This is a genomic window from Pectobacterium fontis, from assembly GCF_000803215.1.
In the GTDB taxonomy this organism is placed as follows: Bacteria; Pseudomonadota; Gammaproteobacteria; order Enterobacterales; family Enterobacteriaceae; genus Pectobacterium; species Pectobacterium fontis.
Genome location: NZ_JSXC01000034.1, coordinates 159,415 through 184,183 on the forward strand (window position 1 = coordinate 159,415; position 24,769 = coordinate 184,183).

The following is a 24,769-nucleotide window of genomic DNA, read 5'->3' on the forward strand; positions in this document are numbered from 1 at the left end:
TATAGGAATACTATGAGTCTGAATTTTCTTGATTTTGAGCAGCCGATTGCAGAGTTGGAAGCGAAAATTGACTCGCTGACCTCAGTCAGCCGTCAAGACGAAAAATTGGATATTAATCTGGACGAAGAAGTCCAGCGCCTGCGTGAGAAAAGCGTTGAATTGACGCGTAAAATCTTCGCCGACTTGGGTGCCTGGCAGGTGGCGCAATTAGCGCGCCATCCGCAACGTCCTTATACGCTTGATTACATTAAGCACATTTTTACCGACTTTGATGAGCTGGCGGGCGATCGTGCCTATGCCGATGACAAAGCGATTGTCGGTGGGATTGCCCGTTTGGATGGACGTCCGGTGATGATCATTGGTCATCAAAAAGGCCGTGAAACCAAAGAAAAGATTCGCCGTAATTTCGGCATGCCTGCACCGGAAGGCTATCGCAAAGCGCTGCGCCTGATGGAAATGGCCGATCGTTTCAAGATGCCGATTATCACCTTTATCGACACGCCGGGTGCTTATCCGGGCGTTGGCGCAGAAGAGCGCGGTCAGTCCGAAGCGATTGCGCGTAACCTGCGTGAAATGTCGACGCTGCGTGTACCCATCATCTGTACCGTTATCGGTGAGGGTGGTTCCGGTGGTGCGCTGGCTATCGGCGTGGGTGACAAGGTCAACATGTTGCAGTACAGCACCTACTCGGTGATTTCACCGGAAGGCTGTGCGTCTATCCTGTGGAAGAGCGCGGATAAAGCGCCGCTGGCGGCGGAAGCAATGGGAATTATTGCCCCGCGTCTGAAAGAGCTGAAACTGATCGATACCGTGATCCCTGAACCTCTGGGTTCCGCGCACCGTAACGTTCCGGCGATGGCAGCGTCTCTGAAAGCACAACTGCTGGCCGACCTGCTCGATCTGGACGGCTTGACGGAAGAAGAATTGTTGAACCGCCGCTATCAGCGTTTGATGAATTACGGCTACTGCTGATAAGGCCATTGCCTGATTGCTGTATTCTTAATCAGGCGATTCTGGCGTACTCTGAAAATCCGTTGTCAGGAATGACAGCGGATTTTTTGCTATGAGGGTATAAATAATGCTGAAACTGCTCGATATCCATCACATTGCAATAATTGCCTCTGACTATGAGCGCAGCAAGGCGTTTTATTGTGATGTTCTGGGGTTTACCTTAGACAATGAGGTCTACCGTGAAGCACGGCAGTCGTGGAAAGGGGATCTCTCACTGAATGGGCGTTATACGATTGAGCTATTTTCTTTCCCTCAGCCACCCATGCGTGTCAGCCGCCCAGAGGCCTGCGGTCTGCGTCATCTGGCTTTTGCCGTATCCGATGTAGAGCAGGCCATCGCTTCGCTGGAACAGGCTGGCGTTGTCTGTGAACCTGTGCGGATCGATCCTGAAACGCAGCAGCGTTTTACTTTCTTCTCCGATCCTGACGACCTGCCCTTAGAACTGTATGAGATCTGATATCGTGGACTGCACCGAAACTGATGATGGATTGCTCCAGACGATCGTAACGCAAACGGCTGGATGCGGCTCGATCTTGCTGGCCTACAGCGGCGGCCTGGATTCCAGCGTGTTACTGCATCTGCTGGTGGCGGTGCGTCAGCGTGCCGGGCTGACTATTCGCGCGGCTTACATCCATCACGGCTTAAACCCGCTGGCGGATAGCTGGGCTGAACACTGTCGTCAACAGTGTGAACGCTGGCAGGTGCCGTTTGCCGCGCTCACGGTAACGGTTGAATCGCAGCACGGGGGAATTGAAGCCGCCGCCAGAACCGCACGTTATCAGGCGTTGCACGCGCATCTGCAAGAAGGGGAAACCTTGCTGACGGCGCAGCATCTTGATGACCAGAGCGAAACCTTCTTACTGGCGCTTAAACGTGGCAGCGGGCCTGCCGGATTGTCTGCGATGGCGGCGCAAAGTATGTTGGGCCACAATCGGCTTGTGCGCCCGTTATTAGGGTTTTCTCGCCTCCAGTTGGAAGCGTATGCGCAACGACACCAGCTTCACTGGATTGAGGACGACAGCAATCAGGACGAGCGTTTCGACCGTAATTTTCTACGCCGCCAGATTTTACCGCGTTTGACGCAGCGCTGGCCGCATTTCCCCTCTGCCGTGGCACGTAGCGCCCAACTTTGTGCTGAACAGGAAAAATTGCTGGATGAGTTGTTAGAGGAATCATTGCAGGCACTATGCCAGCCGGATGGCGCGTTGAGTATTGACGGCCTGACGCCGCTCAGTTCGGTACGTCGTTTTGCGCTACTGCGACGCTGGCTGGCGCAGCAAGGAGCGATGATGCCCGCGCGCGAGCAGCTACAACGACTCTGGGATGAGGTTGCGATGAGCCGTCAAGATGCGGAACCGGTATTGCAATTGAATCAGATGCAGATCCGTCGTTTTCGTGAGCACCTCTATTTGTTGCCGCTGATGACGTCGCTAAAAGAGTGCATTCTGCCGTGGCAACCGACGTCGTGCCCGTTATCGCTTCCTGACAATCTGGGAACCCTATGGCTGGCAGAAAGTGGTATGGCAGTTCGCGCACCGGAAAACGGTGAAGCGGTGAGTATTCGCTTTTCGACTCGCGGAATGGTGCATATTATCGGCAGAGCACACGGGCGACACATCAAGAAACTCTGGCAGGAGCTAGGCGTTCCGCCCTGGTGGCGCGACCGTACGCCGCTGGTGTTCTACAATGAACAATTGATTGCGGCCGTGGGACGATTTGTTACGCGGGAAGGGCAAGTGAAAGAAAGCGAGCCAGTGTGGCACATTAGTTGGGAAAACGGAGGAATCAGGCCGAAATAAAAAACGGACAACTTGCATTGTCCGTTTTGGCGGCATTGTTCAGAGTTTGCCGCTAGATAAAAACCGAAGCCAGTCAGGATTCGCTGACGACGACTTTACCTATCTCAGGGTGACTGAAACTCACAATATGGTCGAGGCGCAGTTCTCGCGTTGCACCGGAGGCTTCAATCACCAGATATTCGACCTGCTTGCGTGAGATCATGTCACTGGCTTTACCGGTTATCACTTCACCATTGCGCAGTTCCAGCGTCAGCGTCAGATTCTGCTGACAGGTGGCTTCCAGGCTGTCGTAATCATCACAGTTGATGGGTTGATATTCATTACTCATTGACATAATCACTCACCAATAAGTTAGCGGCGGCAAAAGCGGCCTGTTCCCTGACGGAGGATGGCACTGCATCGTTCGCGGCAATGCCATCCAGGGTTTTCAAAACACAACCCAGCGAATCGGGTATATAGCCCAGATCGCCACTGGCGATCTCTGCGTATAAGCGACGTACTAATTCACAGTATTCTTGCACTATATCCTCCCTTAAAAGCTTAGCTTGGTAGATATTCATGCATCATCACCGGTTGCGGTGCGCGATGTTGTAAGCCTACGAAGATAAACTCTATTGATCAAACCGACTATAGCATAGGCACTAGCAGGATATCAGCAGTCGTTAGAGGCCTAATCTATCGGTTACGTGGCAGATATCACCTTTACTGTGAGGATGGCGCTAACTCAAGTAAACTAAAAGGAATAACAACGAGGTTACTGATGGCATTAAAAGCAACGGTTTACAAAGCAGCAATCAATATTGCCGACATGGATCGGAATTTTTTTCACGACGCGAACCTGACCATCGCACAACATCCCTCTGAAACGGAACAGCGCATGATGCTGCGACTTTTAGCGTGGATCTGTCATGCCGATGAAAATCTGCGCTTCACCAAAGGACTCAGTGCCGATGACGAGCCGGAAATCTGGCTGCGTAACGATACGATGGAGCTGGAACTGTGGATTGAGTTAGGCCTGCCGGATGAAAAACGGCTTAAGAAAGCCTGTAACCAGTCCCGTTCAGTGGTGCTGTATGCCTACAGCGATCGGGCGGCGCAGGTATGGTGGAATGCGATATCAGATAAGGTTTCTGGGTACAAGAATCTGGCTATTCGTTTTTTGGATGACAATCAACTGACGCAACTTGCCGGCCTGGCTCAACGCACGATGGTATTGCAGGCGACGATACAGGAAGGCACGATCTGGTTATCTGACGATAAGAATAGTCTGGAAATGGCGTTTTCTGAGTGGAAGATGCCTCAAACTCATAGATGATAACAGACTGGACACGTTCTGGCGCTGAGTAAGAACGATAAAAACAGGGCAGAGACAGCAGGAAAAGCATGATGAAAAAACTGGCTATCGGTGTGCTGTTGATGGCAGGGATTGTAGGGTTGATTGGGTGTCATACCCGCTCACAAGTTCAGGAAGAACCGCTGAAACCTATGGCGCAAAGCTATCGTGGCATTCTACCCTGTGCGGATTGTGAAGGCATTGATGCGTCACTGTTTTTAGAAAAAGATGGGACGTTCATTCTGCATAAGCAGTATAAGACGACGCAACCTGGAGAGACCGTTTTTTCCTACTATGGTCAATGGCGTCGTACGGCGGATAAACTGGTGCTGACGGAACGCTCAGGAGAAAAACATTACTTCCGTCCGATTGATAAAGGTCTTGAGTTGTTGGATGAGCAAGGGGGGCCAATCAATACCTCTCTTCCTCATCAACTGACCGCCACTGAACAGCCTTTGCCAGAAACGCCAATGTTGATGAAGGGGATGTACCGCTATATGGCGGATGTGGCCACTTTTTCTGACTGCGCCACAGGGAAAACCTTCGTAATGGAGGGCGGTGCCGAGCTGGAAAGGCAATATTTTCGTGTGAGAAGTACCGCTGGTGAAGCGGTGTTACTTCTTCTCCCTGCCCATTTTGCTCTTGTTCCGTCAATGGAAGAAGGGGAGAGGGTTACCGCAGTGGTCTCTGATAGCCGTAATAATGCTTTGATGACCAGAGGGCTTGACTGTGATTCGTAGTTGCATAATGTCGAATTAAATGAAAGGCACTGATTCCCAGTGCCTTTTTTGCATCCGCTACAAGCTAAAGCATTTTCTTTAGTTGATACAACCAGTCCAGTGCCTGACGCGGTGTGAGCGTATCAGGATCGATGGCTTCCAGCGCTTCAATGGCCGGTGACGGTTCATCATTGCTCAGTAGCGCCAACTGCGCGCCGTCGATATGGCTGGATGACGCATTATTCGATAGCGTTTCCAGTTCTTTCAATTTCTGGCGTGCGCGCTTAATCACGTCTTTCGGTACGCCAGCCAAAGCGGCGACGGCAAGCCCGTAACTCTTGCTGGCGGCACCATCCTGTACGCTGTGCATAAAGGCGATGGTATCGCCGTGTTCGCGCGCATCTAAATGGACATTCACCACACCTTCCATTTTTTCTGGCAGCGTGGTGAGTTCAAAGTAGTGTGTGGCGAATAGCGTCATCGCTTTGATGCGGTTTGCCAGATTTTCGGCGCAGGCCCACGCCAGCGACAGGCCATCATAGGTTGAGGTGCCGCGCCCGATTTCGTCCATCAATACCAGACTGTTTTCTGTAGCGTTATGCAAAATATTTGCCGTTTCCGTCATTTCCACCATGAAGGTGGAGCGGCCAGACGCTAAATCGTCTGCTGCACCCACTCGGGTGAAAATGCGATCAATCGGGCCAATAACCGCCTGATCCGCAGGCACAAAGCAGCCGATGTGCGCCATCAGCACAATCAGTGCAGCCTGACGCATATAAGTACTTTTACCGCCCATGTTGGGGCCGGTGATAATCAGCATGCGACGCTGTGGCGACAGCGCCAGCGGGTTAGAGATAAACGGCTCACGCAGCACCTGTTCGACGACAGGGTGACGACCGCCGGTGATTTTGATACCGGGTTTATCGCTCAGCGTCGGGCAGACGTAATTCAGCGTATCGGCACGCTCGGCCAGATTCGTCAGGACATCCAGTTCGGCTAACGCGGCTGCACTTTGCTGAAGCTCCGCCAAATGAGGCAGCAGCAGGTCGAAAAGTTCATCATAGAGTGCCTTTTCCAGCGCCAGCGCCTTGCCTTTCGAGGTCAGAACTTTGTCTTCGTACTCTTTCAACTCAGGGATGATATAGCGTTCGGCATTTTTCAGCGTCTGGCGGCGTACATAGTGAATCGGCACCAGATGGCTTTGACCCCGGCTAACCTGAATGTAATAGCCGTGTACGCCATTGAAGCCGACTTTCAGCGTATCCAGCCCCAGCTTTTCACGTTCGCGAATTTCCAGACGGTCCAAATAATCGCTGGCACCGTCAGCCAGCGCGCGCCATTCATCCAGCTCTGCATGGTAGCCCGGTGCAATCACGCCACCATCACGTACCAGCACGGGTGGTGCTTCGACCATGGCGCGCTCCAGTAAATCGCGCAATTCATCAAATTGTCCAACCAAGCTGACCAGACGACGGACTGAATCCGTTTCCAGCGGTGCAAGCTGTTCACGAATAGCGGGAAATTGCTGGAAAGCATGGCGCATACGTGCCAGATCGCGCGGGCGCGCCGTGCGCAACGCAAGCCGTGCCAGAATACGTTCTAAATCGCCGACTTGTCGCAGAGAGGGTTGTAGATCGGGAGCAATGTCCCGCAATGCGCTGATAGCCTGCTGACGCTGCCTGAGTGTATCTGTATCGCGGCTGGGCATGTGTATCCAGCGCTTCAGCATGCGGCTGCCCATTGCCGTCACGGTACAGTCCAGCACCGCAGCCAACGTATTTTCCACACCACCGGATAGATTCTGCGTCAGTTCAAGGTTACGGCGGGTAGCCGCATCCATGATGATACCGTCCTGCTGGCGCTCCATCGTTATTCCGCGAATGTGCGGCAGCGACGTGCGCTGCGTGTCTTTTGCGTATTGCAGCAAACATCCGGCGGCTCGCAGCGCGAGCTGTGCCTGCTCTACACCGAAACCGGTCAGATCGCGGGTGCCGAATTGCAGGTTGAGCTGCTGACGTGCGGTATCGGGTTCAAATTCCCACAGTGGGCGACGACGCAGCCCATGACGATTTTCGATCAAATCCATAGACTCAAAGGATTCAGGATAAAGCAATTCTGCCGGGTTGGTACGCTGCAATTCGGCCGCCATGGTTTCCCTATCGGCAGGCTCGCTCACGCGAAAGCGTCCAGAACTGATATCTAAGGTGGCATAACCGAATCCCCGGCTGTCCTGCCAGAGCGCGGCGAGCAGGTTATCCTGTTTCTCCTGCAATAGTGCTTCGTCGCTGATGGTTCCCGGCGTGACGATGCGTACCACTTTACGCTCTACAGGCCCTTTGCTGGTGGCGGGATCGCCGATTTGCTCACAGATAGCAACGGATTCGCCCATTTGCACCAGTCTGGCAAGGTAGTTCTCCACGGCATGATGAGGAACGCCCGCCATCGGTATTGGTTCCCCAGCGGAAGCGCCGCGCTTTGTCAGCGAAATATCCAGTAATTGAGAAGCCCGCTTGGCATCGTCATAGAACAGTTCGTAAAAATCGCCCATGCGGTAAAACAGCAGAATTTCTGGATGTTCAGCCTTTAGCCTAAAGTACTGTTGCATCATCGGCGTATGGGCGGTGAAGTCCTTCTCTGTGGCTTCATTCATATTGATTTTACTCAGTTTTTACTCTATCTGTTAGCTCAGGTGACCGCGTGTAAAACCGTCAAAAACTCACCTAAACCCATAAATTTGTATACTAATAAGATGCGTTACACATCCAGTCTGGCTGGTTATACATTAAGATTGCATCGATAAAAATGACACTCAATCCGCCTATTATAATCAATAAGTTATCGATTGATGTGAAGCCTGCCTTCGATCCCGAAGGGCGTGTCATCTATGTTCCTAACCCAGCACGAAAGCCCTATCTTATCACCGATAATTACCGTGATTAACCCGCAGGTTTTGGGGTAAAAATCAGCGGCACAAAAAAAAACTATATCATCCAGCGCCGTGTGGATTCCGGTCAACGAACAGCAACCGGAGGAAAAGCACCACAGGACGTTATCAGAGCCACGATTGGAAATGTATCTGATTTTGCCACTATCGATCAGGCACGCGAAACGGCTCGCAACTTTGCTCAGACGATGAAACAAACGAAGCGCAGCCCGAATGCTATCAGAAAAGAAATCAACGTTGCCGAACTGACGATGAGTGAAGTGTTCGCCCAATACCGTAATCACCTGCTTGGCAGAACCAAACCTGCCAAACCCAATACGCTTAATGTGCCGAACAAAGCCGAAAACCGTTTGAAAGAATGGGAAAACCTGCGGGTAAAAGACCTGTCGGGTAATGAGATTTTGCGTAAGTTTGATGAGATTGCGTCAAGAGCCAGAACAGCCGCTGAACAAACTTTTCGCTGGGCGAATGTTTCTGTCCAACATGCCATCGAAATCGAAGCGATTAATGCCCAGACACAACAACGTCAACCGTCTCTGACCTATAATCCCTTTACTATCCTGAAAGTGCAGAAAAAATACCGCACTCGCACAGAACTGGAAGACAGTTATCGGGCAAAAGGGGTGAGAAACCCGTTATCACCCAAAGATACGCTGGGACGCTTTCTGACGGCATTACACTGATCCTACCCACGTAATGTGGACACAGCCCTAAGCGAGGTTCTGGTTTTCAAACTGTTCCGGGCTGAGACCGCCGCATGCACTGTGGCGACGCCAACGATTGTAATCACACTCGATATAATTAAACACCGCCGTTCGCATTATTTCACGGCTGGCAAAGGACTCTCCGTGGATACATTCCACTTTCAGGGAGTGGAAAAAGCTTTCCGCACAGGCATTGTCGTAACAACATCCCTTCGCGCTCATACTCCCTCGCAGATTATGGCTTTTCAGCATGGACTGATAATCTGCTGAACAGTACTGGCCACCGCGATCGGTGTGAACAACCACGTTTTGAGGCCGTTTTCGTCGCCAGAGCGCCATGTGCAGGGCATTACAGGCCAGCGCAGCCGTCATTCTCGATGACATCGACCAGCCGACAACAGCACGCGACCACAGGTCAATCACCACCGCCAGATACAGCCAGCCTTCATCTGTACGTAATTAATTGATATCTCCTGCCCATTTTTGATTCGGGCCGCTGGCGATAAAGTCTCGCTTCAGCAGATTTTCAGACACTGGCAGGCCGTGCTCCCGGCAGCTGACCGGACTGAACTTTCGCGCGGCTTTTGCCCGCAGCCCCTGACGGCGTAGACTGGCAGCAATGGTTTTCACGTTATAGTCCGGTAGCTCATCAGCCAGTCGTGGGGCACCGTACCACTGTTTGGCGTGATTGAATGCCTTGCTGACGGCATCATCGCAGACAAGCCGGAACCGCTGACGCGAGTTGACCTGATGACGGCGAGACCGCCAAACATACCAACCGCTGCGGGCAACCTGAAACACCCGACACATGGCTTTGATACTGAACTCAGCCCGATGTTGTTCGATAAAGACATACTTCATTTCAGGCGCTTTGCAAAGTATGTCGCGGCCTTTTGGAGAATGGCCAACTCTTCATCCCTCTCCGCCAGTTAGCGCTTGAGGCGGGCAATCTCTGCTGCCTGTTCACTCTCTCGCTCAGAGGAAATTGTCTTGCTCTGCTGCTTGCTACGCCAGTTATAGAGCTGGGATTCGTACAGACTGAGTTCACGGGCAGCAACACCGATACGCTCTGCAAGCTTCAGGGCTTCGCTGCGAAATTCAGGCGTATGTTGCTTACGTGGTTTTTTACTGGTTGATACGGATTTCGTCATGAGTCACCTCTGGTAGAGAGTTTACTCACTTAGTCGCGTGTCCACTATTGGCGGGTAAGATCATTGCACTACCTTTCAGGGGTGAAACGGGTGATGAGTGTAATGTGCTTTTGTGATATTGTACGTACCTATAAAATCCAGCATAGTTAAAAAGGTACGTACATGTCAACGATAAAACGTGATACGAAGAAATCTTCATCAACAGGTAAATCACCGACTTTTCAGATCCGGATTTCACCTGAGTTACGCGAACAGCTAGATGAAGTTGTTGCAAAAAAGGGTGTTAGCCTTGGGAACTGGTTCAAAGAGCTTGCCCGTGAGGAATTGAGAAATCAGGGGATTGAGCCGAAGGGCTAATGTTTGGCTGATTGATACTCGTTTTGCTTATTGATTTACTGAAATCATTCCGGTCTGGAGAATGAACTAAAAAGCCGAAAATTTAATATTGGTTCAATGATTATCAGTGTAGTTATTATAAAAGCAATTATGGTATGATGAAATGCGATGTGATAAATATGAAATTTTCTTGGATAGATTTTAACGATAAGGAATAATCGATGGCTAACATTATATATCTAACCCTTACAGGCGAAAAACAAGGATTGATATCTTCAGGTTGCTCTACATTTGATTCAATCGGGAATAGGTATCAAAGCGGTCATGAAGATGAAATATTTACTCTGGCATTACGACATACCATTACACGCGATCAACATGTTAAACATAATCCTGTTGAAATAATAAAACTAATTGACAAATCCTCTCCCTTATTAGGGATGTCTGTATCAGATAATGAAATTTTAAAATGTGTCTTTGATATTTACAGAGGAACTCCTGAAGGAGTATTGAAAAAATACTACACTATAAAGCTTAACGATGCATCCATAGCTAACATTTCAATTGATTATCCTCATTCTCTTACTCATGCAGATAAGCAACCACATGAGATGGTGCTTTTCTACTATAAAGATATTACATGGACTAACCATGCTACGGGGACATCTGGTTATAGTTTATGGGAAGAACGCATATATTAATAATCAATAAGATTTTTTACTCCAATAATTAAACTTTCCATTGTCGGGATATCTATGTATGATATCCCACGAACATAAGTATCAGAACGAATATCCGTGTGTAAAGTATACTCTACACAATATGTTTCAGAGTCATTTTTCTCAAAATTTAATGAAACCATATTTTCATTGGGTGAGAACAAATAATCCGCAGGGGATCCATTGTTTTTTATTTCAGTTAGCTTGTTATGCAACTCTTTTAAATCAGAGATATAGCATCCCCATTCTGCATTAAACTTAATCCCCTTGGTTGTAAGTTCGATATACATTTTTAACCAAGCATCATAAGCGGTATCCTGCATATCCTCATTTTTTATCTTCTCAATGGGATATATGTTAATTTCAGTATCTACATCTCGTATATTAACCATAAAACCACCTTATTTATACATGTAATGGGTTATTGTCCAGTTTCTTTCATCGACGACCACTTCTAAAGTATAGTCTTTATTTTCATATTTATTGTTTTTTTTATCGAATCTTGAACGGGTCATTTTTATTTCGTACCTTTTTAAAACCCTGTCTGATTTTCCTTTTAAGTCTTTACCTCGTTTCCCAAAACGTATTGCTTTTTCCAGAATGTAAACAGGAACATACCGTTCTGGCTCCCTCATATGTGTCGCTGTTGCTGATGTAAATTTTATACTTCTCGGTGAAAGTCCTATCTTTAGTCGGCCTCTCAATGAAGATATAATATTTTCGCTTAATCTGATCGAAAGGTTTTTTACAATTCCATTTCTTGTTGTTATTTTAAATAAATTGCTGGCACCCTTTAATGATTTCCCTACAATAAATCCAAATAGAATTATGTCCAGAGGATCGAAGATAGGTGATTCAAGTGGAATTTCATGCAGTGTGACAAACTTTCCATTTATATCATAAATATTATAGACTCCACCTCTGGATTGACCTATGTAACCGATACATAAGCCAGTTTCCTCATCAATAATTGGCGAGGTTCCAGGAGGAAGTAGTTCTTCTGGTTTAATTGAGAAAAACTCATTTATGTCCAATGGAGAATTGAAGTCGTAAATCCGACCAGAATCCTCAAAATCCAGATATCCATTTTTATCTAATAAATCATCCATAACTATCTCCTATGTGTTCGCTACGACCCCCATAAATCCTTTTTCCTTATGGGGGGGTAATTTCTGCATTTTTTAGTCAATGAGTCAATAGCGGTTATCGTGCAATGTGTATGATCTTAAATAGTTATTTTGATTATAATTATCGTGGGAGTTATATATTCATGGGTTTACTTTGGTGAGGTTAAAATCGAAAATGTATTTCATTGGTATACTAAAAATCGATAATTAAAAATTTATTATATATTTATCAATGATTAATATATAAAAATCAATACTGCTGCATCATCGGTGTATAGGCGGTGAAGTCCTTCTCTGTGGCTTCATTCATATTGATTTTACTCAGTTTTTACTCTATCTGTTAGCTCAGGTGACCGCTTATAAAACCGTCAAAAACTCACCTAAACCCATAAATTTGTATACTATATAAGATGCGGTACACATCCAGTCTGGCTGGTTATACATTAAGATTGCATCGATAAAAATGACACTCAACCCGCCTATTATAATCAATAAGTTATCGATTGATGTGAAGCCTGCCTTCGATCCCGAAGGGCGTATCATCTATGTTCCTAACCCAGCACGAAAGCCCTATCTTATCACCGATAATTACCGTGATTAACCCGCAGGTTTTGGGGTAAAAATCAGTGGCACAAAAAAAACCTACATCATCCAGCGCCGTGTGGATTCCGGTCAACGAACAGCAACTGGAGGAAAAGCACCACAGGACGTTAGCAGAGCCACGATTGGAAATGTATCTGATTTTGCCACTATCGATCAGGCACGCGAAACGGCTCGCAACTTTGCTCAGACGATGAAACAAACGAAGCGCAGCCCGAATGCTATCAGAAAAGAAATCAATGTTGCCGAACTGACTATTAGTGAAGTGTTCGCTCAATACCGTAATCACCTGCTTGGCAGAACTAAACTCAATAACCTGAATACAACGGAGAATCGTTTGAAGAGCGGGGAAAGCCTGCGGATAGCCATAAGGGAAAAAAGTACCATGTACGCCGCATCGTCCTGATGGGCGTAATTTTTCTGGTGATTATTATAATTCCTATATAATTACAGGGGTGAAACTATTTAGTTTGAAGTTATTTAAATAATTATTATTTTCTGACATGTATCAAGTTGTTTTTGCATTGATTGAGTTATCTGTTACCTGGCTGTTTATTCCGGGTGACGGTATGGAGAGCGGATTTCATTATATTTAAATTCAATTATTAGCAATGTAAATAAAAATACTGAATATGTCTTTCAGTATTTTTTTTGTGCTTGTTTAAGGGTTTTGTTTTATTGTCTTTCCACCGCGGTATAGCGTTAATTTTTATTTCATGTAAGTTAATGAGGTTATTTTAGATATAATGAATAGTGAATTAGTTTCATCGGTAATATTAAATGAGTTAATGCAGTATCGGCGTAAATTCATCCATTCGTCGAAATCAGTGAGTGAAGAAGAGTCACAGGTGACTCAGGTACAATTACCGAGAATTCGTGCTTTTGTTGAAAAAAATCGTCGCATTGAACTCATTCTACCTGCATTTCCGGTTAAATCTCCCAGCCCTTATAAGGTATTGGGGAGAATGCCGGATATGGCAGAGCGTTTGTCTCTGATATTTCTGAATTCGTTATGCCAGCGTATTCAGCTTTATTATCCACCGGGTGCACATATCCGTATTTGTTCGGATGGACATGTATTTGGCGATCTGATTGGGACAAGTGACGAAACAATTAACACCTATCAAGATGAAATAGAAAACTTATTGAATGAGCTAGGTGCCATTCATCTTAGCGTCTTTAATCTTAAGGATGTTGAGAATATGGCCGCACTTACTACTGACTATGATCATCTCCGCCAGCAGTTGGTTAAGGATTACGCTGAATCAGAAGAGGAGATCAAGGCGCAGCTAATGCAGAGTGAGGAAGGCTTGCAGCTTTATCGTTCGATCACTCGTTTTCTCTATGAAGATAGTCTGCGGCCCGACTATACCGGCTCTCATGCGGCCTTACAGAAAGATGCCAAAAAACGTGCGTGTGGCGTTATTCAACGCAGTTGGGCGTGGGGCAATTTGCTTGCCGAAAATTTCCCAGACGCGATCCGTTTGTCTATTCATCCTCAACCTTCGGACAGCCTGAAGATAGGTATTCATATGATGCCCACCAAAGATGACTGGTTGACACCTTGGCATGGTGTTGCTGCTAATGTTAACGGGCAATTTGTGCTTATGAAAAATACCGATGCACAGCAGTTGGACGGTGAAATTGTGGAGATCCGCGGTACACCTAGCCATTACTTAATTAAACAGCCTGATATGGCATCAGCATATTCTTCTCGTTCAGCGAGACATTAATATTCTCATCTTATAAAGGAATATACACGATGGAAAATAGCATTAATTGTCGTATTGAGCCGCTTTCCCCTTTTGGCGCGTTGCTGATGCCCATTGAAGCGGGGCAGAATATTGCGACCTTGCCGATTGACACACTGCGTGAGTTGGCTCGTGAGCATCATCTTCTGGTACTGCGTGGGTTTACTTCTGGATTCTCTGATCCTGCAACGTTGACCGAGTATGCAGGCAACTGGGGGGAAATCATGATGTGGCCTTTCGGAGCTGTACTGGACGTCAAGGAGCATACGGATACCAAGGATCATATCTTTGATAACAGCTACGTACCGCTACACTGGGACGGGATGTACAAACCAACCATACCCGAGTTTCAGCTATTCCACTGCGTTTCTGCGCCGGGACACGATCAAGGTGGACGTACCACCTTTGTCGATACCACGCGTTTGTTGGCAGAGGCTGACGCGAAGTTAGTTGATGAGTGGCGACGTGTTTCAATCACTTACCGTATTAAGGCCGTTGTGCATTACGGTGGCGAGGTGACCTCTCCACTGGTTATTCCTCATCCTAACGGTCAGGGGGAGATCATGCGTTATAACGAGCCGCCGACTGAAGGGGAGCGTTTCCTTAACCAGCATACGCTCGAATATCATCATGTTACGCCGGAAGCACAAGGCGCATTTAGCCAGACCTTACGGCAACATTTGTACGATCCCCGTTACTATTATGCGCACCAATGGCTACAGGGGGATGTGGTGATCGCTGACAACTTCTCGTTACTGCATGGACGTGAAGCCTTTACGGCACAGTCGGCTCGTCACCTGCAACGTGTGCATATTCAAGGCACTCCGATTTACGTCAACACCTGTATTGATAACGCGGCATAAGGAAAAGCATCATGGCACATATTCTCATGGCGGCGATGGCAACGCCGGGTCACGTTTACCCACTGCTGACCATTGCTCGCTATTTGGTTGAACAAGGGAACGACGTCACGCTATTTAGCGGCGCGTTATTCCGTGAGCAGGCAGAGGCCGCTGGCGTCGGGTTTATCCCTTTTAGCGCTGAAATTGATTTTGACTACAGGCACCTTGAGCAGCATTTTCCGCAGCGTGGCATGTTGCCACCGGGGAACGCGCAGATGGCGCTGGCCCTGAAGGATTTCTTTGCTGCACCGATTCCATTATTGGATCGCCAATTGCGTGATGCGCTGACAAAAAGCAATGCCGATTTGCTAATGGTTGAAAACTGTTTTTATGGTGTTTTGCCGCTACTGCTTTCTGAGAGTCGGCCCCCCGTTATTGCCATCGGTGTTACGCCTTTGTCCTATTCAACGCGAGATTCAGTTTTCTATGGGCCGCGCATTCCGCCTAAATTGCTGCCACCAGACCTGAGCCATGAACAGCTTGTCGATGAAGAAACGCGCAGATTGATGAACGAGGTTCAGCACGCGTTTAATCTTGCGATGGTGCAATCGGGAGGAAAACCGCTTGAGCGACCTTTTATGGATACGCTGATTGGTCATTGTGATCGTTTCTTGCAGTTATCCACCACTGAAGTTGAGTATCGGCGTGACGATTTGCCACACAGTGTACGGTTTGTCGGGCCATTATCGCACCACGTCGCAGCAGAACGTGTTCCGCAATGGTGGGCACCTGACGACAGTCGACCGCTTATTATCGTTTCGCAAGGAACATTGGCGAATGTCGATCTCCAGCAGTTGATCGGGCCAACACTGCGTGCATTGGCTGATTTACCCGTCAGAGTACTGGCTACCACGGGCGGCCGAGCGGTGGATTCGCTGCAAGCTTCCTTGCCTGAAAATGCCAGAGTGGTGAGTTTCCTCTCTTATGGCGATTGGCTACCGACGGCGTCGATAGTCATCACGAATGGTGGATACGGCTCGATTAATTCTGCGCTGAAAGATGGTGTTCCGTTGATTGTGGCTGGGGTCGGGGAAGATAAGCAGGAAGGGGCTGCACGCGTAGTGTTCGCTAAATGTGGGATTAACCTGCAAACCAGTACGCCGAGTGAAGAGCAGATCAAACAAGCTGTGATTGAGATATTGGAAGATCCGGGCTACGCGCGGCGTGCCACTTGGATTAAGGCAGATTATGCCCGTTATGATGCATTTGCTCTGATTAATGCTGAAGTGAATGCGTTGTGTCCACAAGGGGAGAGCCGCGTAGCATAAGGTATTGCCTGTTTCGTGGATGATGCGCACATTGGGAGTGAATGTTTGTCTGGTAAAGCAAACGAAAAACGCTCAGGCGTTCTGGTCATTGCGTTTGATCATGATGTAGAAGGATGTGAATTCAATCCCAAAGATCAATAATTGCGATCGTTAGGGGGAAGTCAACATCATCATCCCAATGTTGTTAAAAATAAGGAGCTGCCATACGCAGCTCCTTTGTCATTTTTTACCGTGCTTTATCCGTCAACAGGGCAACCTGGCTGGCTGTCGAGATGCGATCAAGGTAGGCTCGGACGTTAGGGCCGAATTGAATACCTTTAACGATTGTGAGCGACAGTAAGATCGGGAACAGAATAAAATCGGTGGTGGAAATGGGGCTGACGTTTGCTAAACGCGGTTCCAGCTCACCGAGTTTATGCTCGACTTCCGCAATCAGTTCAGGGGTTTTTGCTAACAGTGCATCCAGATCGCCAAAGGCTTTTTCTTCGCGCTGGGTGTAGGCACGACGCGCCTCAGGTGTCGAAAGCTCTTTGAAATCGGCCTGTGTAAAGCGGGGAACCGCAAGGTTAAATACCGCGCTGGAAACAGATTTACACCAGGCTTCAATCTCAGCATCAACGGGTTTATCGGCGATTAACGGCGCCTGCTGGCTGTCGACATAATGCACGATATCCATACTTTCGGGCATAAAGCTGCCATCTTCTTTCTGTAGAATCGGCACCACTTTGCGGCCTACCATGCGCGTTGGCGTATCGATATCACCTTCCATAATCACAGATTGCTCAACAGGCAGATTTTTCAGGCCAAAAATCATTCTGGCTCTGACACAGAATGGGCAGTGTTCATAAATGAAAAGTTTCATGCATCGCCTCGTAACATTTTGAAAAAAGCCGGCAAAATTTTTCCGACCTCGTTATGACAAGTTATGCCATCAGAGTAATACCTGATGCGGTCGGTGGTAAAGCGAATGTGGCTTGATAGTCAGTCATGTTGTTGCGTGATGTGTTCTAACTGTCGCTATACTTATCGATGCGCAACGCGTGGTGCAGTTGTCGGGACGGTGATGAGCGGATTGTTAAGCGGTATTCTGCTGAGTCGTACTGCGGAAAGCGGGCTGAAATAGCCAGATATTGCGGCAAGTTTCCATCGCCAATGTTGTTTTACAACCAAGAGACTAACCTTACTTGCTGATGACAATACTATACATTTTGCTTGCTATAGTCCTTACATCCCTTGTCAGTACCTCACACCCCTGTGAGTGTTGTGTTAGTGAACCATCCCTGTCATTAGAATGACCTTGCCCGCCTTGTGCGGGTTTTTTTTGTCTCTGTTCCGGCGCGGTGGATTAGCTTTGCTCGTGTCTATGCCGTGCCGTGGCTGATTAAACGCTTGGGGATTATTTGGTGATGACCCGATGTCTGCCGTCGTCAGTTCAGCAAAATGCCCAATGATAGCCTGTCGCTGTGCTGCCTTATGCGGCTTAAGCTAGCTCATCCTCTGCTAATTTCTTAAAACGACAGAGTGTTTTCGTCAGCATATCGCGAGAAAACATATCAAACATTTGGCCGATTTTTTTCCCGATCAAGCCTCCCGGTGGGTTATAGCGAATAGTCAGTGTGACTGCGGTTCCCAACTCCGACGCTGCTGACTGAAAAGAGAGTCGGCCTTCATTGGGTACTCGTGCTCCTTTCAGAGAGCGCCAGTGGATATATTCCCCCGGTTTTTCGTCAATAATACGAGCCTGCCATTCAATAAGTGCGCCAATCGGCGTGTTAATCCGCCAGTTGGAATCGGTATGGTTCAGTATCTCGATACTGGCGAAATGCCCCATTAAGATCGGCAGTGTTTCCGGTTTACGCCAGAGATCGAACAAGCGTTCTGCCGGACGATTGATCGTAATACTGCTGCTGATTTCATTGACATAGCTGCCATTTTCCGCTGCGGTTTTTCTTAAAAAAGAGGGAAACACCTGTCATTCTCCCTAATGGATTGTTACCCCTTTATGGGCATATGCACGCCATTCTGACTGATAACGACCAGCGACGCAAAGTTGAAGGCCGTGGATGAACAGACTATCGCAGTAATCGCCAGGGTTTTTATACAACGATAATAATAGTACCGTGCCTACTATTCTTAGTGATTTTTTATTTAGGAATTTTATTTTTATGTGGGTTGATATTTGTCAACTTATCGTTAATGGGTTATTACCTCGAAAGACGTAATAATAGATTCTGGTTTACTTCATTCTGATTTGTAAATAGCCATCCTTATTGTGTTGTTATTTACTTTTTCGATATGTCGTGCTACGTTTATAGTTGGCTTTTATGCTGGTAGGAATCAATATGAATAACCCCTTTGTCGCTAAGTGGAGTCGTAATGGCAATTTGCTTTGTCATGGTCGTTGGCTAATATCTTATAAAGAAAATGACTACAATCTACCGGAAAAATATAAAGAAAATCATATGGGAACGATGGGGATCTATTCTGTCATTGATCCTGATGATGAAACCTACCGGGACGGGTTAGATGAAGATGACTGGATTCTAGAAAATGTCGACTGGCTCGCTGATAGCTTCGAGGAAAATAATGTTCCACTCGAAGAGTGTTATTTTAGATTTTTTTTTCAGGCGATAAATAAGCAGGATTGGCGATGCACCAGTTGCGCAGGTTGTATGTAATGTATACTGCTATTATTAATTATCCCTATCCCTCTGTATGCCTGCCGAACAATAATTTATTAAGGCGATACTGTTTTATCTGATTATTCGGCCGCGTTTTATTCGATTTCACTCGCTTTTCATTCCATTTCATTTTCTTTGCAATGCGCTTCGCATACTGTGCAGCGGGCGTCTTTTTTGGGGAAAAGTGTTACCCTGAGCAAACAATCCTTGATTAAGATGAGGCAGCAATGACAGAAGCTGACATTCCGCGGCTAAGTGCTCTGGTGGGCGAAAAACTAAAGGCGCGTGGTGCTACGCTAACGTGTGCAGAGTCTTGCACCGGAGGCTGGCTGGCTAAGTCTATTACCGATATCGCAGGCAGTTCTGGCTGGTTTGACTACGGCTTTGTGACATATAGCAATCTGGCTAAGCAGCGTCTGGTGAAGGTGAAGATGGAGACATTAGAACGGTATGGTGCGGTAAGTGAAGAGGTCGTCAATGAGATGGCGGCAGGAGCTTTGCAGGCCGCCGATGCCGATTTTGCCATATCGATAAGTGGTGTTGCCGGTCCAGACGGCGGAACGGAAGAGAAGCCTGTAGGCACGGTGTGGTTTGGCTTCACAGACAAACAAGGTGGAGCATTTGCTCAGACAATGCGGTTCAGCGGAGACAGAAACGCAATTCGTCTGCAATCAGTCCATTTTGCATTGCAAACGCTGCTCGATGCTTTTCTGAAAAAATAATCTTGATGCTGTATGTGTATACAGTATAATGTCGGTAAGTATTCAGCAATTCATGATTAAGCCGCCGCGTAGAGACCGTTGCTTTACGCCGCATGACAGGAGCAAAAATGGCTATTGATGAGAACAAACAAAAGGCACTCGCGGCAGCACTGGGCCAAATCGAAAAGCAATTTGGTAAAGGTTCTATCATGCGGTTGGGCGAGGATCGCTCAATGGATGTTGAAACGATTTCTACAGGATCCTTATCTCTGGATATTGCTTTGGGTGCCGGTGGCTTACCCATGGGACGTATCGTTGAAATCTATGGCCCGGAATCTTCCGGTAAAACTACGCTGACCTTACAGGTTATTGCTGCCGCTCAGCGCGAAGGCAAAACGTGTGCGTTTATCGACGCGGAACACGCGTTGGATCCGATTTATGCGAAAAAACTTGGCGTAGATATCGATAACCTGCTGTGTTCTCAACCTGATACCGGTGAGCAAGCGTTGGAAATTTGTGATGCGTTAACGCGTTCTGGCGCGGTTGACGTAATTATCGTCGACTCCGTTGCGGCGCTGACGCCGAAAGCGGAAATTGAAGGCGAAATTGGTGACTCCCATATGGGGCTGGCCGCGCGTATGATGAGCCAGGCCATGCGTAAACTGGCGGGTAACCTGAAGCAAGCGAATACGCTGCTGATCTTCATCAACCAGATCCGTATGAAAATTGGCGTGATGTTCGGTAACCCTGAAACCACGACTGGCGGTAACGCTCTGAAATTTTACGCTTCTGTTCGTCTGGATATTCGCCGTACCGGCGCTATCAAGGAAGGTGAAGAGGTCGTCGGCAGTGAAACTCGCGTTAAGGTCGTGAAGAATAAGGTAGCCGCACCGTTCAAACAGGCTGAATTCCAAATTCTGTACGGCGAAGGTATTAATATCCACGGTGAGCTGGTCGATCTGGGTGTGAAACACAAACTGATCGAAAAAGCGGGTGCCTGGTATAGCTATAACGGCGACAAAATTGGTCAGGGTAAAGCGAATGCCAGCAACTTCCTGAAAGAGAATCCGGCGGTTGCGGCAGAATTGGATAAGAAACTGCGTGAAATGCTGCTGCATAAAGGTAATGAACTGACGCCTGCGGCAGCGGGCAATAGCCATGGTGAAGATGCATTCGCCGATGAAGGCAACGAAGAGTTTTAATGGTGGCTGAATTATCTGTGGCAGAGTACTTCAGCGGATGAATGGATGAATAAACCATTACGCTACGCAATGAATGTGCTTTCTGTTCGCGATTACAGTGAAGCTGAAATACGCCGCAAATGTGCGGCGTATTTATATAGAGTAGAAAATGCAAAAGGAGAAGCTGAGGTTGACGAAGCCACTGCCCGAGCGGCGGCAGAAGATGTGGAAGCGGCCATTGCTTACTGTAAGGAACACGGTTGGCTGGACGATGTGCGCTATGCTCGCCGCTATATCAGCAGTCGGAGTCGCAAAGGCTATGGCGTCCAGCGGATTAAAGCTGAACTCAGTCAGAAAGGAATCGATAAGACAACCTTAACAGCAGTGTTAAACGACAGCGATATCGATTGGTGTGCGCTGGCGAAATCGGTTGTGGAGCGAAAATTTGGATCCCCGCTGTCCGATGAATGGAAAGACAAAGTCAAACATCAGCGATATCTTCTCTATCGTGGTTTCTTTCATGAAGAAATCCAGTCTATTTATACGAATTTTTCAGATTGAACGCATACGGGATTTTACTTCCCATCGAAGAAAATTTATCTTATTCCCACTTTTTTGTTCGTGAGTTGCACGGTAGCGTCAGCATGCTGGACTAACCTTGCCCGCGATCTGTTCTTCTAGCTTGATTCCAGGACAATTATGAGCAAGAGCACCGCTGAGATCCGTCAAGCGTTTCTCGATTTTTTCCATAGTAAGGGACACCAGGTTGTTGATAGCAGCTCTCTGGTGCCGAACAACGATCCGACATTGTTATTCACCAATGCGGGTATGAATCAGTTCAAAGATGTGTTCCTCGGGCTGGATAAACGTAGCTATGTTCGCGCGACGACCTCGCAGCGCTGCGTACGAGCCGGCGGTAAACATAATGACCTGGAAAACGTAGGTTATACCGCACGCCACCACACCTTCTTTGAAATGCTGGGCAACTTCAGCTTCGGTGATTACTTCAAGCATGACGCGATCCGCTATGCGTGGGAATTACTGACTTCTCCTCAGTGGTTCAATCTGCCGAAAGAGAAACTGTGGGTGACGGTATACGCTACGGATGACGAAGCCTACAATATTTGGGCCGATGAAGTTGGCGTACCGCGCGAAAGAATTATTCGTATTGGTGATAACAAAGGCGGGCCTTACGCTTCTGATAACTTCTGGCAGATGGGCGAAACGGGGCCATGTGGTCCATGTACCGAGATTTTCTACGATCACGGTGAGCACATCGCGGGTGGCCCGCCCGGAAGCCCTGATGAAGATGGCGATCGCTATATCGAAATTTGGAACCTGGTGTTTATGCAGTTTAACCGCCAGGCTGATGGCACCATGCTGCCGTTGCCAAAACCCTCCGTCGATACGGGGATGGGGTTAGAGCGTGTTTCAGCCGTGTTACAGCACGTCAACTCAAACTACGACATTGATCTGTTCAAAACGCTGATTGACGCGGTAGCAAAAGCCGTCGGAACGACGGATTTAACTAATAAGTCGCTACGCGTTATCGCCGATCATATTCGTTCTTGTGCGTTCCTGATTGCGGATGGTGTGATGCCATCGAATGAAAACCGTGGTTATGTACTACGCCGTATCATCCGCCGCGCTGCGCGTCACGGTAACATGCTGGGTGCGACGGACGCTTTCTTCTATAAACTGGTTGCACCATTGATTGACGTCATGGGGCCAGCCGCTGAAGCGCTGAAAAAGCAGCAGTCTATGGTTGAGCAAGCGCTGAAGATGGAAGAAGAGCAGTTTGCCCGCACGCTGGAACGCGGCCTATCTCTGCTGGACGAAGAAATTAAAAACCTGAAAGGGGATACGTTGGATGGTGAAACCGCCTTCCGCCTGTATGACACCTATGGTTTCCCGGTTGACCTCACTGCGGATGTTTGCCGCGAACGTGGTCTGAAAGTCGATGAAGAAGGCTTTGAAGCCGCGATGACGGCTCAGCGTCAACGCGCTCGTGAAGCCAGCGGATTTGGCGTCGATTACAACAGCCTAATCCGTGTGGATGAAAACACGCCATTCTGTGGTTATGAAAAAACGCAGCAGCAAGCGAAAGTGATTGCGCTTTATCACAATGGAAACGCGGTTGCTCAGATCGCAGCAGGTGATGATGCTGTCGTGATTCTGAACGAAACGCCATTTTACGGTGAGTCCGGTGGTCAGGTTGGCGATCAGGGCGAACTGAAAAATGCGGGCGTTAGCTTTGCTGTTCAGGATACTCAGAAATACGGTCAGGCCATCGGCCATGTCGGTAAACTGATTCAAGGTACGTTGCGTGTTAACGATAGTGTCGATGCCAATGTTGATAGCCAACGCCGCGATCGCATTCGCCTGAACCACTCTGCGACGCACTTGCTGCATGCTGCGCTGCGTCAGGTTTTGGGCGAGCATGTCGCTCAGAAAGGTTCTTTGGTTAACGATAGCTATTTGCGTTTTGACTTTTCACATACGGAAGCGATGAAGCCGGAGCAGATTCGTCAGGTTGAGGATATCGTCAACGCGCAAATCCGCCGTAACCTTACCGTACAAACGGATGTGATGGCACTGGATGAGGCGAGAGCAAAAGGCGCGATGGCGCTGTTCGGTGAGAAGTACGACGACCATGTCCGTGTGCTGACAATGGGGGATTTCTCCATTGAGCTTTGTGGGGGCACGCACGCCAGTCGGACTGGTGATATCGGTCTGTTCCAAATTCTTTCTGAATCAGGTACTGCGGCCGGCGTACGTCGTATTGAGGCGACCACGGGGGAGAATGCGCTATCTACGCTGCACCGCCAGAGTGACGTCCTGCAAGACATTGCGCAACTGCTGAAAGGGGATAGTAACAACCTGACAGATAAGGTACGCTCTGTGCTGGAGCGTGCCCGCGCGTTGGAGAAAGAGCTTCAACAGTTGAAGGCTCAGCAAGCGGCGCAAGAAAGTTCATCGCTGTCCGGCAAAGCAAAAGAAATTAACGGTATGAAGTTGCTGGTTACGCAACTGGACAATGTGGATCCTAAGCTGCTGCGTACAATGGTCGACGACCTGAAAAATCAGCTTGGATCTGCTGTTATTGTTCTTGGAACGGCCTCGGAAGGGCGGGTTAGCTTGATTTCAGGCGTCACGAAAGATCTGACCGACCGCGTAAAAGCCGGCGAGCTGATTGGCTTTGTTGCCCAGCAGGTCGGTGGTAAAGGCGGCGGCCGTCCAGATATGGCGCAGGCTGGTGGTTCTGATGCGGCGGCATTGCCTGCTGCGTTGGCAAGCGTCGAATCTTGGGTCACTGCTAAGCTATAAAAAATAGATAACGTTTTATTCACGCTATCTAACAAAACGCCATAACTTTCTGGTTGTGGCGTTTTTTTCTGTAAAAAGGATTCGGTAAGCAGGATAAAAGGTATGCTACCTTCAGATATTCTGAAGTATTGCATGGTAGCCCTATTGTTATGATAACAAAAGCACAAGCTACTGATATCGACTAGACTAACAAGTAGTGACAAACCGGAGTGTGATGGTGGTGGTTATACCATCGTCTAGGTTTACGTTTTCACGGCACATGATGGATAATGGCGGGGAGACAGAGAGACCCGACTCTTTATAATCTTTCAAGGAGCAAAGAATGCTTATTTTGACTCGTCGAGTTGGCGAAACCCTCATGATCGGCGATGAGGTAACGGTTACCGTATTAGGAGTGAAAGGCAACCAGGTGCGTATTGGTGTTAATGCACCGAAAGAGGTTTCTGTCCACCGTGAAGAGATCTATCAGCGTATTCAGGCCGAAAAATCTCAACCAACGTCATATTGATTGACAA

The 24,769-nt window shown here is 48.0% G+C and carries 23 protein-coding genes and 3 pseudogenes; 18 read left to right on the top strand and 8 right to left on the bottom strand.

Going from position 1 to position 24,769, the window contains the following annotated elements; genetic code table 11:
* Positions 1-12 precede the first annotated feature (12 nt).
* The 3 genes from accA to tilS all read left to right on the top strand — a co-directional run bounded on the left by accA (position 13) and on the right by tilS (position 2,810).
* Positions 13-972 carry an acetyl-CoA carboxylase carboxyl transferase subunit alpha gene (gene accA, locus OI69_RS11940; protein ID WP_039350592.1) on the top strand — a complete coding sequence of 320 codons (960 nt, stop codon included), beginning with the start codon at positions 13-15 and terminating at the stop codon, positions 970-972.
* A 106-nt stretch (positions 973-1,078) separates the two neighbouring features.
* Positions 1,079-1,468: a VOC family protein gene (locus OI69_RS11945; RefSeq protein ID WP_039350594.1), complete on the top strand. Its 390-nt coding sequence runs from the start codon at positions 1,079-1,081 to the stop codon at positions 1,466-1,468.
* Entirely contained in the window at positions 1,458-2,810 is a 1,353-nt protein-coding gene (gene tilS, locus OI69_RS11950; protein ID WP_039350596.1) for a tRNA lysidine(34) synthetase TilS, read from the top strand. Before OI69_RS11945 ends, tilS begins: the two co-directional genes overlap by 11 nt.
* Before the next feature lie 73 nt (positions 2,811-2,883).
* On the opposite strand, the gene rof is transcribed toward tilS, so the two are convergent.
* Positions 2,884-3,144: a Rho-binding antiterminator gene (rof, locus tag OI69_RS11955; RefSeq protein WP_039350598.1), complete on the bottom strand. Its 261-nt coding sequence runs from the start codon at positions 3,142-3,144 to the stop codon at positions 2,884-2,886.
* Positions 3,131-3,331 carry a YaeP family protein gene (locus OI69_RS11960; protein ID WP_039350600.1) on the bottom strand — a complete coding sequence of 67 codons (201 nt, stop codon included), beginning with the start codon at positions 3,329-3,331 and terminating at the stop codon, positions 3,131-3,133. Before OI69_RS11960 ends, rof begins: the two co-directional genes overlap by 14 nt.
* Positions 3,332-3,570: 239 nt before the next feature.
* Here OI69_RS11960 and OI69_RS11965 point away from each other — a divergent pair, with 239 nt between their 5' ends.
* Both OI69_RS11965 and nlpE read left to right on the top strand, forming a co-directional pair.
* Positions 3,571-4,125, top strand: coding sequence for a YaeQ family protein (locus tag OI69_RS11965; protein WP_039350601.1), 555 nt, complete (start codon positions 3,571-3,573; stop codon positions 4,123-4,125).
* A gap of 68 nt (positions 4,126-4,193) precedes the next feature.
* Positions 4,194-4,883, top strand: a complete 690-nt coding sequence (gene nlpE, locus OI69_RS11970; RefSeq protein ID WP_080752640.1) for an envelope stress response activation lipoprotein NlpE — start codon at positions 4,194-4,196, stop codon at positions 4,881-4,883.
* 64 nt (positions 4,884-4,947) lie between these two features.
* On the opposite strand, the gene mutS is transcribed toward nlpE, so the two are convergent.
* Complete coding sequence (gene mutS / locus OI69_RS11975) at positions 4,948-7,512, bottom strand: DNA mismatch repair protein MutS (RefSeq protein ID WP_039350606.1); 2,565 nt, start codon at positions 7,510-7,512, stop codon at positions 4,948-4,950.
* A gap of 146 nt (positions 7,513-7,658) precedes the next feature.
* Here mutS and OI69_RS11980 point away from each other — a divergent pair.
* Positions 7,659-8,486, top strand: a pseudogene (locus tag OI69_RS11980) (integrase); the annotation flags it as partial.
* Between the two features lie 30 nt (positions 8,487-8,516).
* On the opposite strand, the pseudogene OI69_RS19845 reads toward OI69_RS11980, so the two are convergent.
* Positions 8,517-9,661, bottom strand: a pseudogene (locus OI69_RS19845) (IS3 family transposase).
* 162 nt (positions 9,662-9,823) lie between these two features.
* Here OI69_RS19845 and OI69_RS12000 point away from each other — a divergent pair.
* Complete coding sequence (locus OI69_RS12000) at positions 9,824-10,018, top strand: hypothetical protein (RefSeq protein ID WP_039350607.1); 195 nt, start codon at positions 9,824-9,826, stop codon at positions 10,016-10,018.
* A gap of 200 nt (positions 10,019-10,218) precedes the next feature.
* Complete coding sequence (locus tag OI69_RS12005; protein ID WP_039350609.1) at positions 10,219-10,698, top strand: Hcp family type VI secretion system effector; 480 nt, start codon at positions 10,219-10,221, stop codon at positions 10,696-10,698.
* On the opposite strand, the gene OI69_RS12010 is transcribed toward OI69_RS12005, so the two are convergent.
* Together OI69_RS12010 and OI69_RS12015 are read right to left on the bottom strand one after the other, a co-directional pair.
* Positions 10,695-11,108: a hypothetical protein gene (locus OI69_RS12010; RefSeq protein ID WP_039350613.1), complete on the bottom strand. Its 414-nt coding sequence runs from the start codon at positions 11,106-11,108 to the stop codon at positions 10,695-10,697. The genes OI69_RS12005 and OI69_RS12010 overlap by 4 nt on opposite strands.
* Before the next feature lie 9 nt (positions 11,109-11,117).
* Positions 11,118-11,825, bottom strand: a complete 708-nt coding sequence (locus OI69_RS12015; RefSeq protein WP_039350615.1) for a hypothetical protein — start codon at positions 11,823-11,825, stop codon at positions 11,118-11,120.
* A gap of 475 nt (positions 11,826-12,300) precedes the next feature.
* On the opposite strand from OI69_RS12015, the pseudogene OI69_RS20350 reads away from it, so the two are divergent.
* The 4 genes and pseudogenes from OI69_RS20350 to OI69_RS12035 form a co-directional block, all read left to right on the top strand.
* Positions 12,301-12,807, top strand: a pseudogene (locus OI69_RS20350) (integrase); the annotation flags it as partial.
* 382 nt (positions 12,808-13,189) lie between these two features.
* Positions 13,190-14,176, top strand: coding sequence for an L-tyrosine isonitrile synthase (gene pvcA / locus OI69_RS12025; protein ID WP_039350617.1), 987 nt, complete (start codon positions 13,190-13,192; stop codon positions 14,174-14,176).
* Positions 14,177-14,205: 29 nt separating this feature from the next.
* Positions 14,206-15,057, top strand: coding sequence for a TauD/TfdA dioxygenase family protein (locus tag OI69_RS12030; protein ID WP_039350618.1), 852 nt, complete (start codon positions 14,206-14,208; stop codon positions 15,055-15,057).
* Positions 15,058-15,068: 11 nt separating this feature from the next.
* Positions 15,069-16,364, top strand: a complete 1,296-nt coding sequence (locus tag OI69_RS12035) for a glycosyltransferase (RefSeq protein ID WP_080752644.1) — start codon at positions 15,069-15,071, stop codon at positions 16,362-16,364.
* Between the two features lie 226 nt (positions 16,365-16,590).
* On the opposite strand, the gene grxB is transcribed toward OI69_RS12035, so the two are convergent.
* Together grxB and OI69_RS12045 are read right to left on the bottom strand one after the other, a co-directional pair.
* Complete coding sequence (gene grxB / locus OI69_RS12040; protein WP_039350621.1) at positions 16,591-17,226, bottom strand: glutaredoxin 2; 636 nt, start codon at positions 17,224-17,226, stop codon at positions 16,591-16,593.
* A gap of 618 nt (positions 17,227-17,844) precedes the next feature.
* A complete protein-coding gene (locus OI69_RS12045; RefSeq protein ID WP_039350623.1) occupies positions 17,845-18,333 on the bottom strand; it encodes an SRPBCC family protein in 489 nt (162 codons plus the stop codon).
* Between the two features lie 373 nt (positions 18,334-18,706).
* On the opposite strand from OI69_RS12045, the gene OI69_RS12050 reads away from it, so the two are divergent.
* From OI69_RS12050 to csrA, 6 genes are all read left to right on the top strand, one after another.
* Positions 18,707-19,042 carry a hypothetical protein gene (locus OI69_RS12050; protein WP_039350625.1) on the top strand — a complete coding sequence of 112 codons (336 nt, stop codon included), beginning with the start codon at positions 18,707-18,709 and terminating at the stop codon, positions 19,040-19,042.
* A 230-nt stretch (positions 19,043-19,272) separates the two neighbouring features.
* The gene (pncC, locus tag OI69_RS12055; protein ID WP_039350626.1) at positions 19,273-19,767 is read left to right on the top strand and encodes a nicotinamide-nucleotide amidase; all 495 of its coding nucleotides are present in this window, start codon (positions 19,273-19,275) and stop codon (positions 19,765-19,767) included.
* Positions 19,768-19,874: 107 nt separating this feature from the next.
* On the top strand, positions 19,875-20,948 hold the full coding sequence (gene recA, locus OI69_RS12060) for a recombinase RecA (protein WP_039350628.1): 1,074 nt from the start codon (positions 19,875-19,877) through the stop codon (positions 20,946-20,948).
* Positions 20,949-20,993: 45 nt separating this feature from the next.
* On the top strand, positions 20,994-21,488 hold the full coding sequence (gene recX / locus OI69_RS12065; protein WP_039350631.1) for a recombination regulator RecX: 495 nt from the start codon (positions 20,994-20,996) through the stop codon (positions 21,486-21,488).
* A 138-nt stretch (positions 21,489-21,626) separates the two neighbouring features.
* Positions 21,627-24,254 (top strand): alanine--tRNA ligase, encoded by a 2,628-nt coding sequence (gene alaS / locus OI69_RS12070; protein ID WP_039350633.1) that lies wholly within the window; start codon positions 21,627-21,629, stop codon positions 24,252-24,254.
* Positions 24,255-24,576: 322 nt separating this feature from the next.
* Entirely contained in the window at positions 24,577-24,762 is a 186-nt protein-coding gene (gene csrA, locus OI69_RS12075; RefSeq protein WP_005972168.1) for a carbon storage regulator CsrA, read from the top strand.
* The last annotated feature ends 7 nt before the right edge of the window (positions 24,763-24,769 follow it).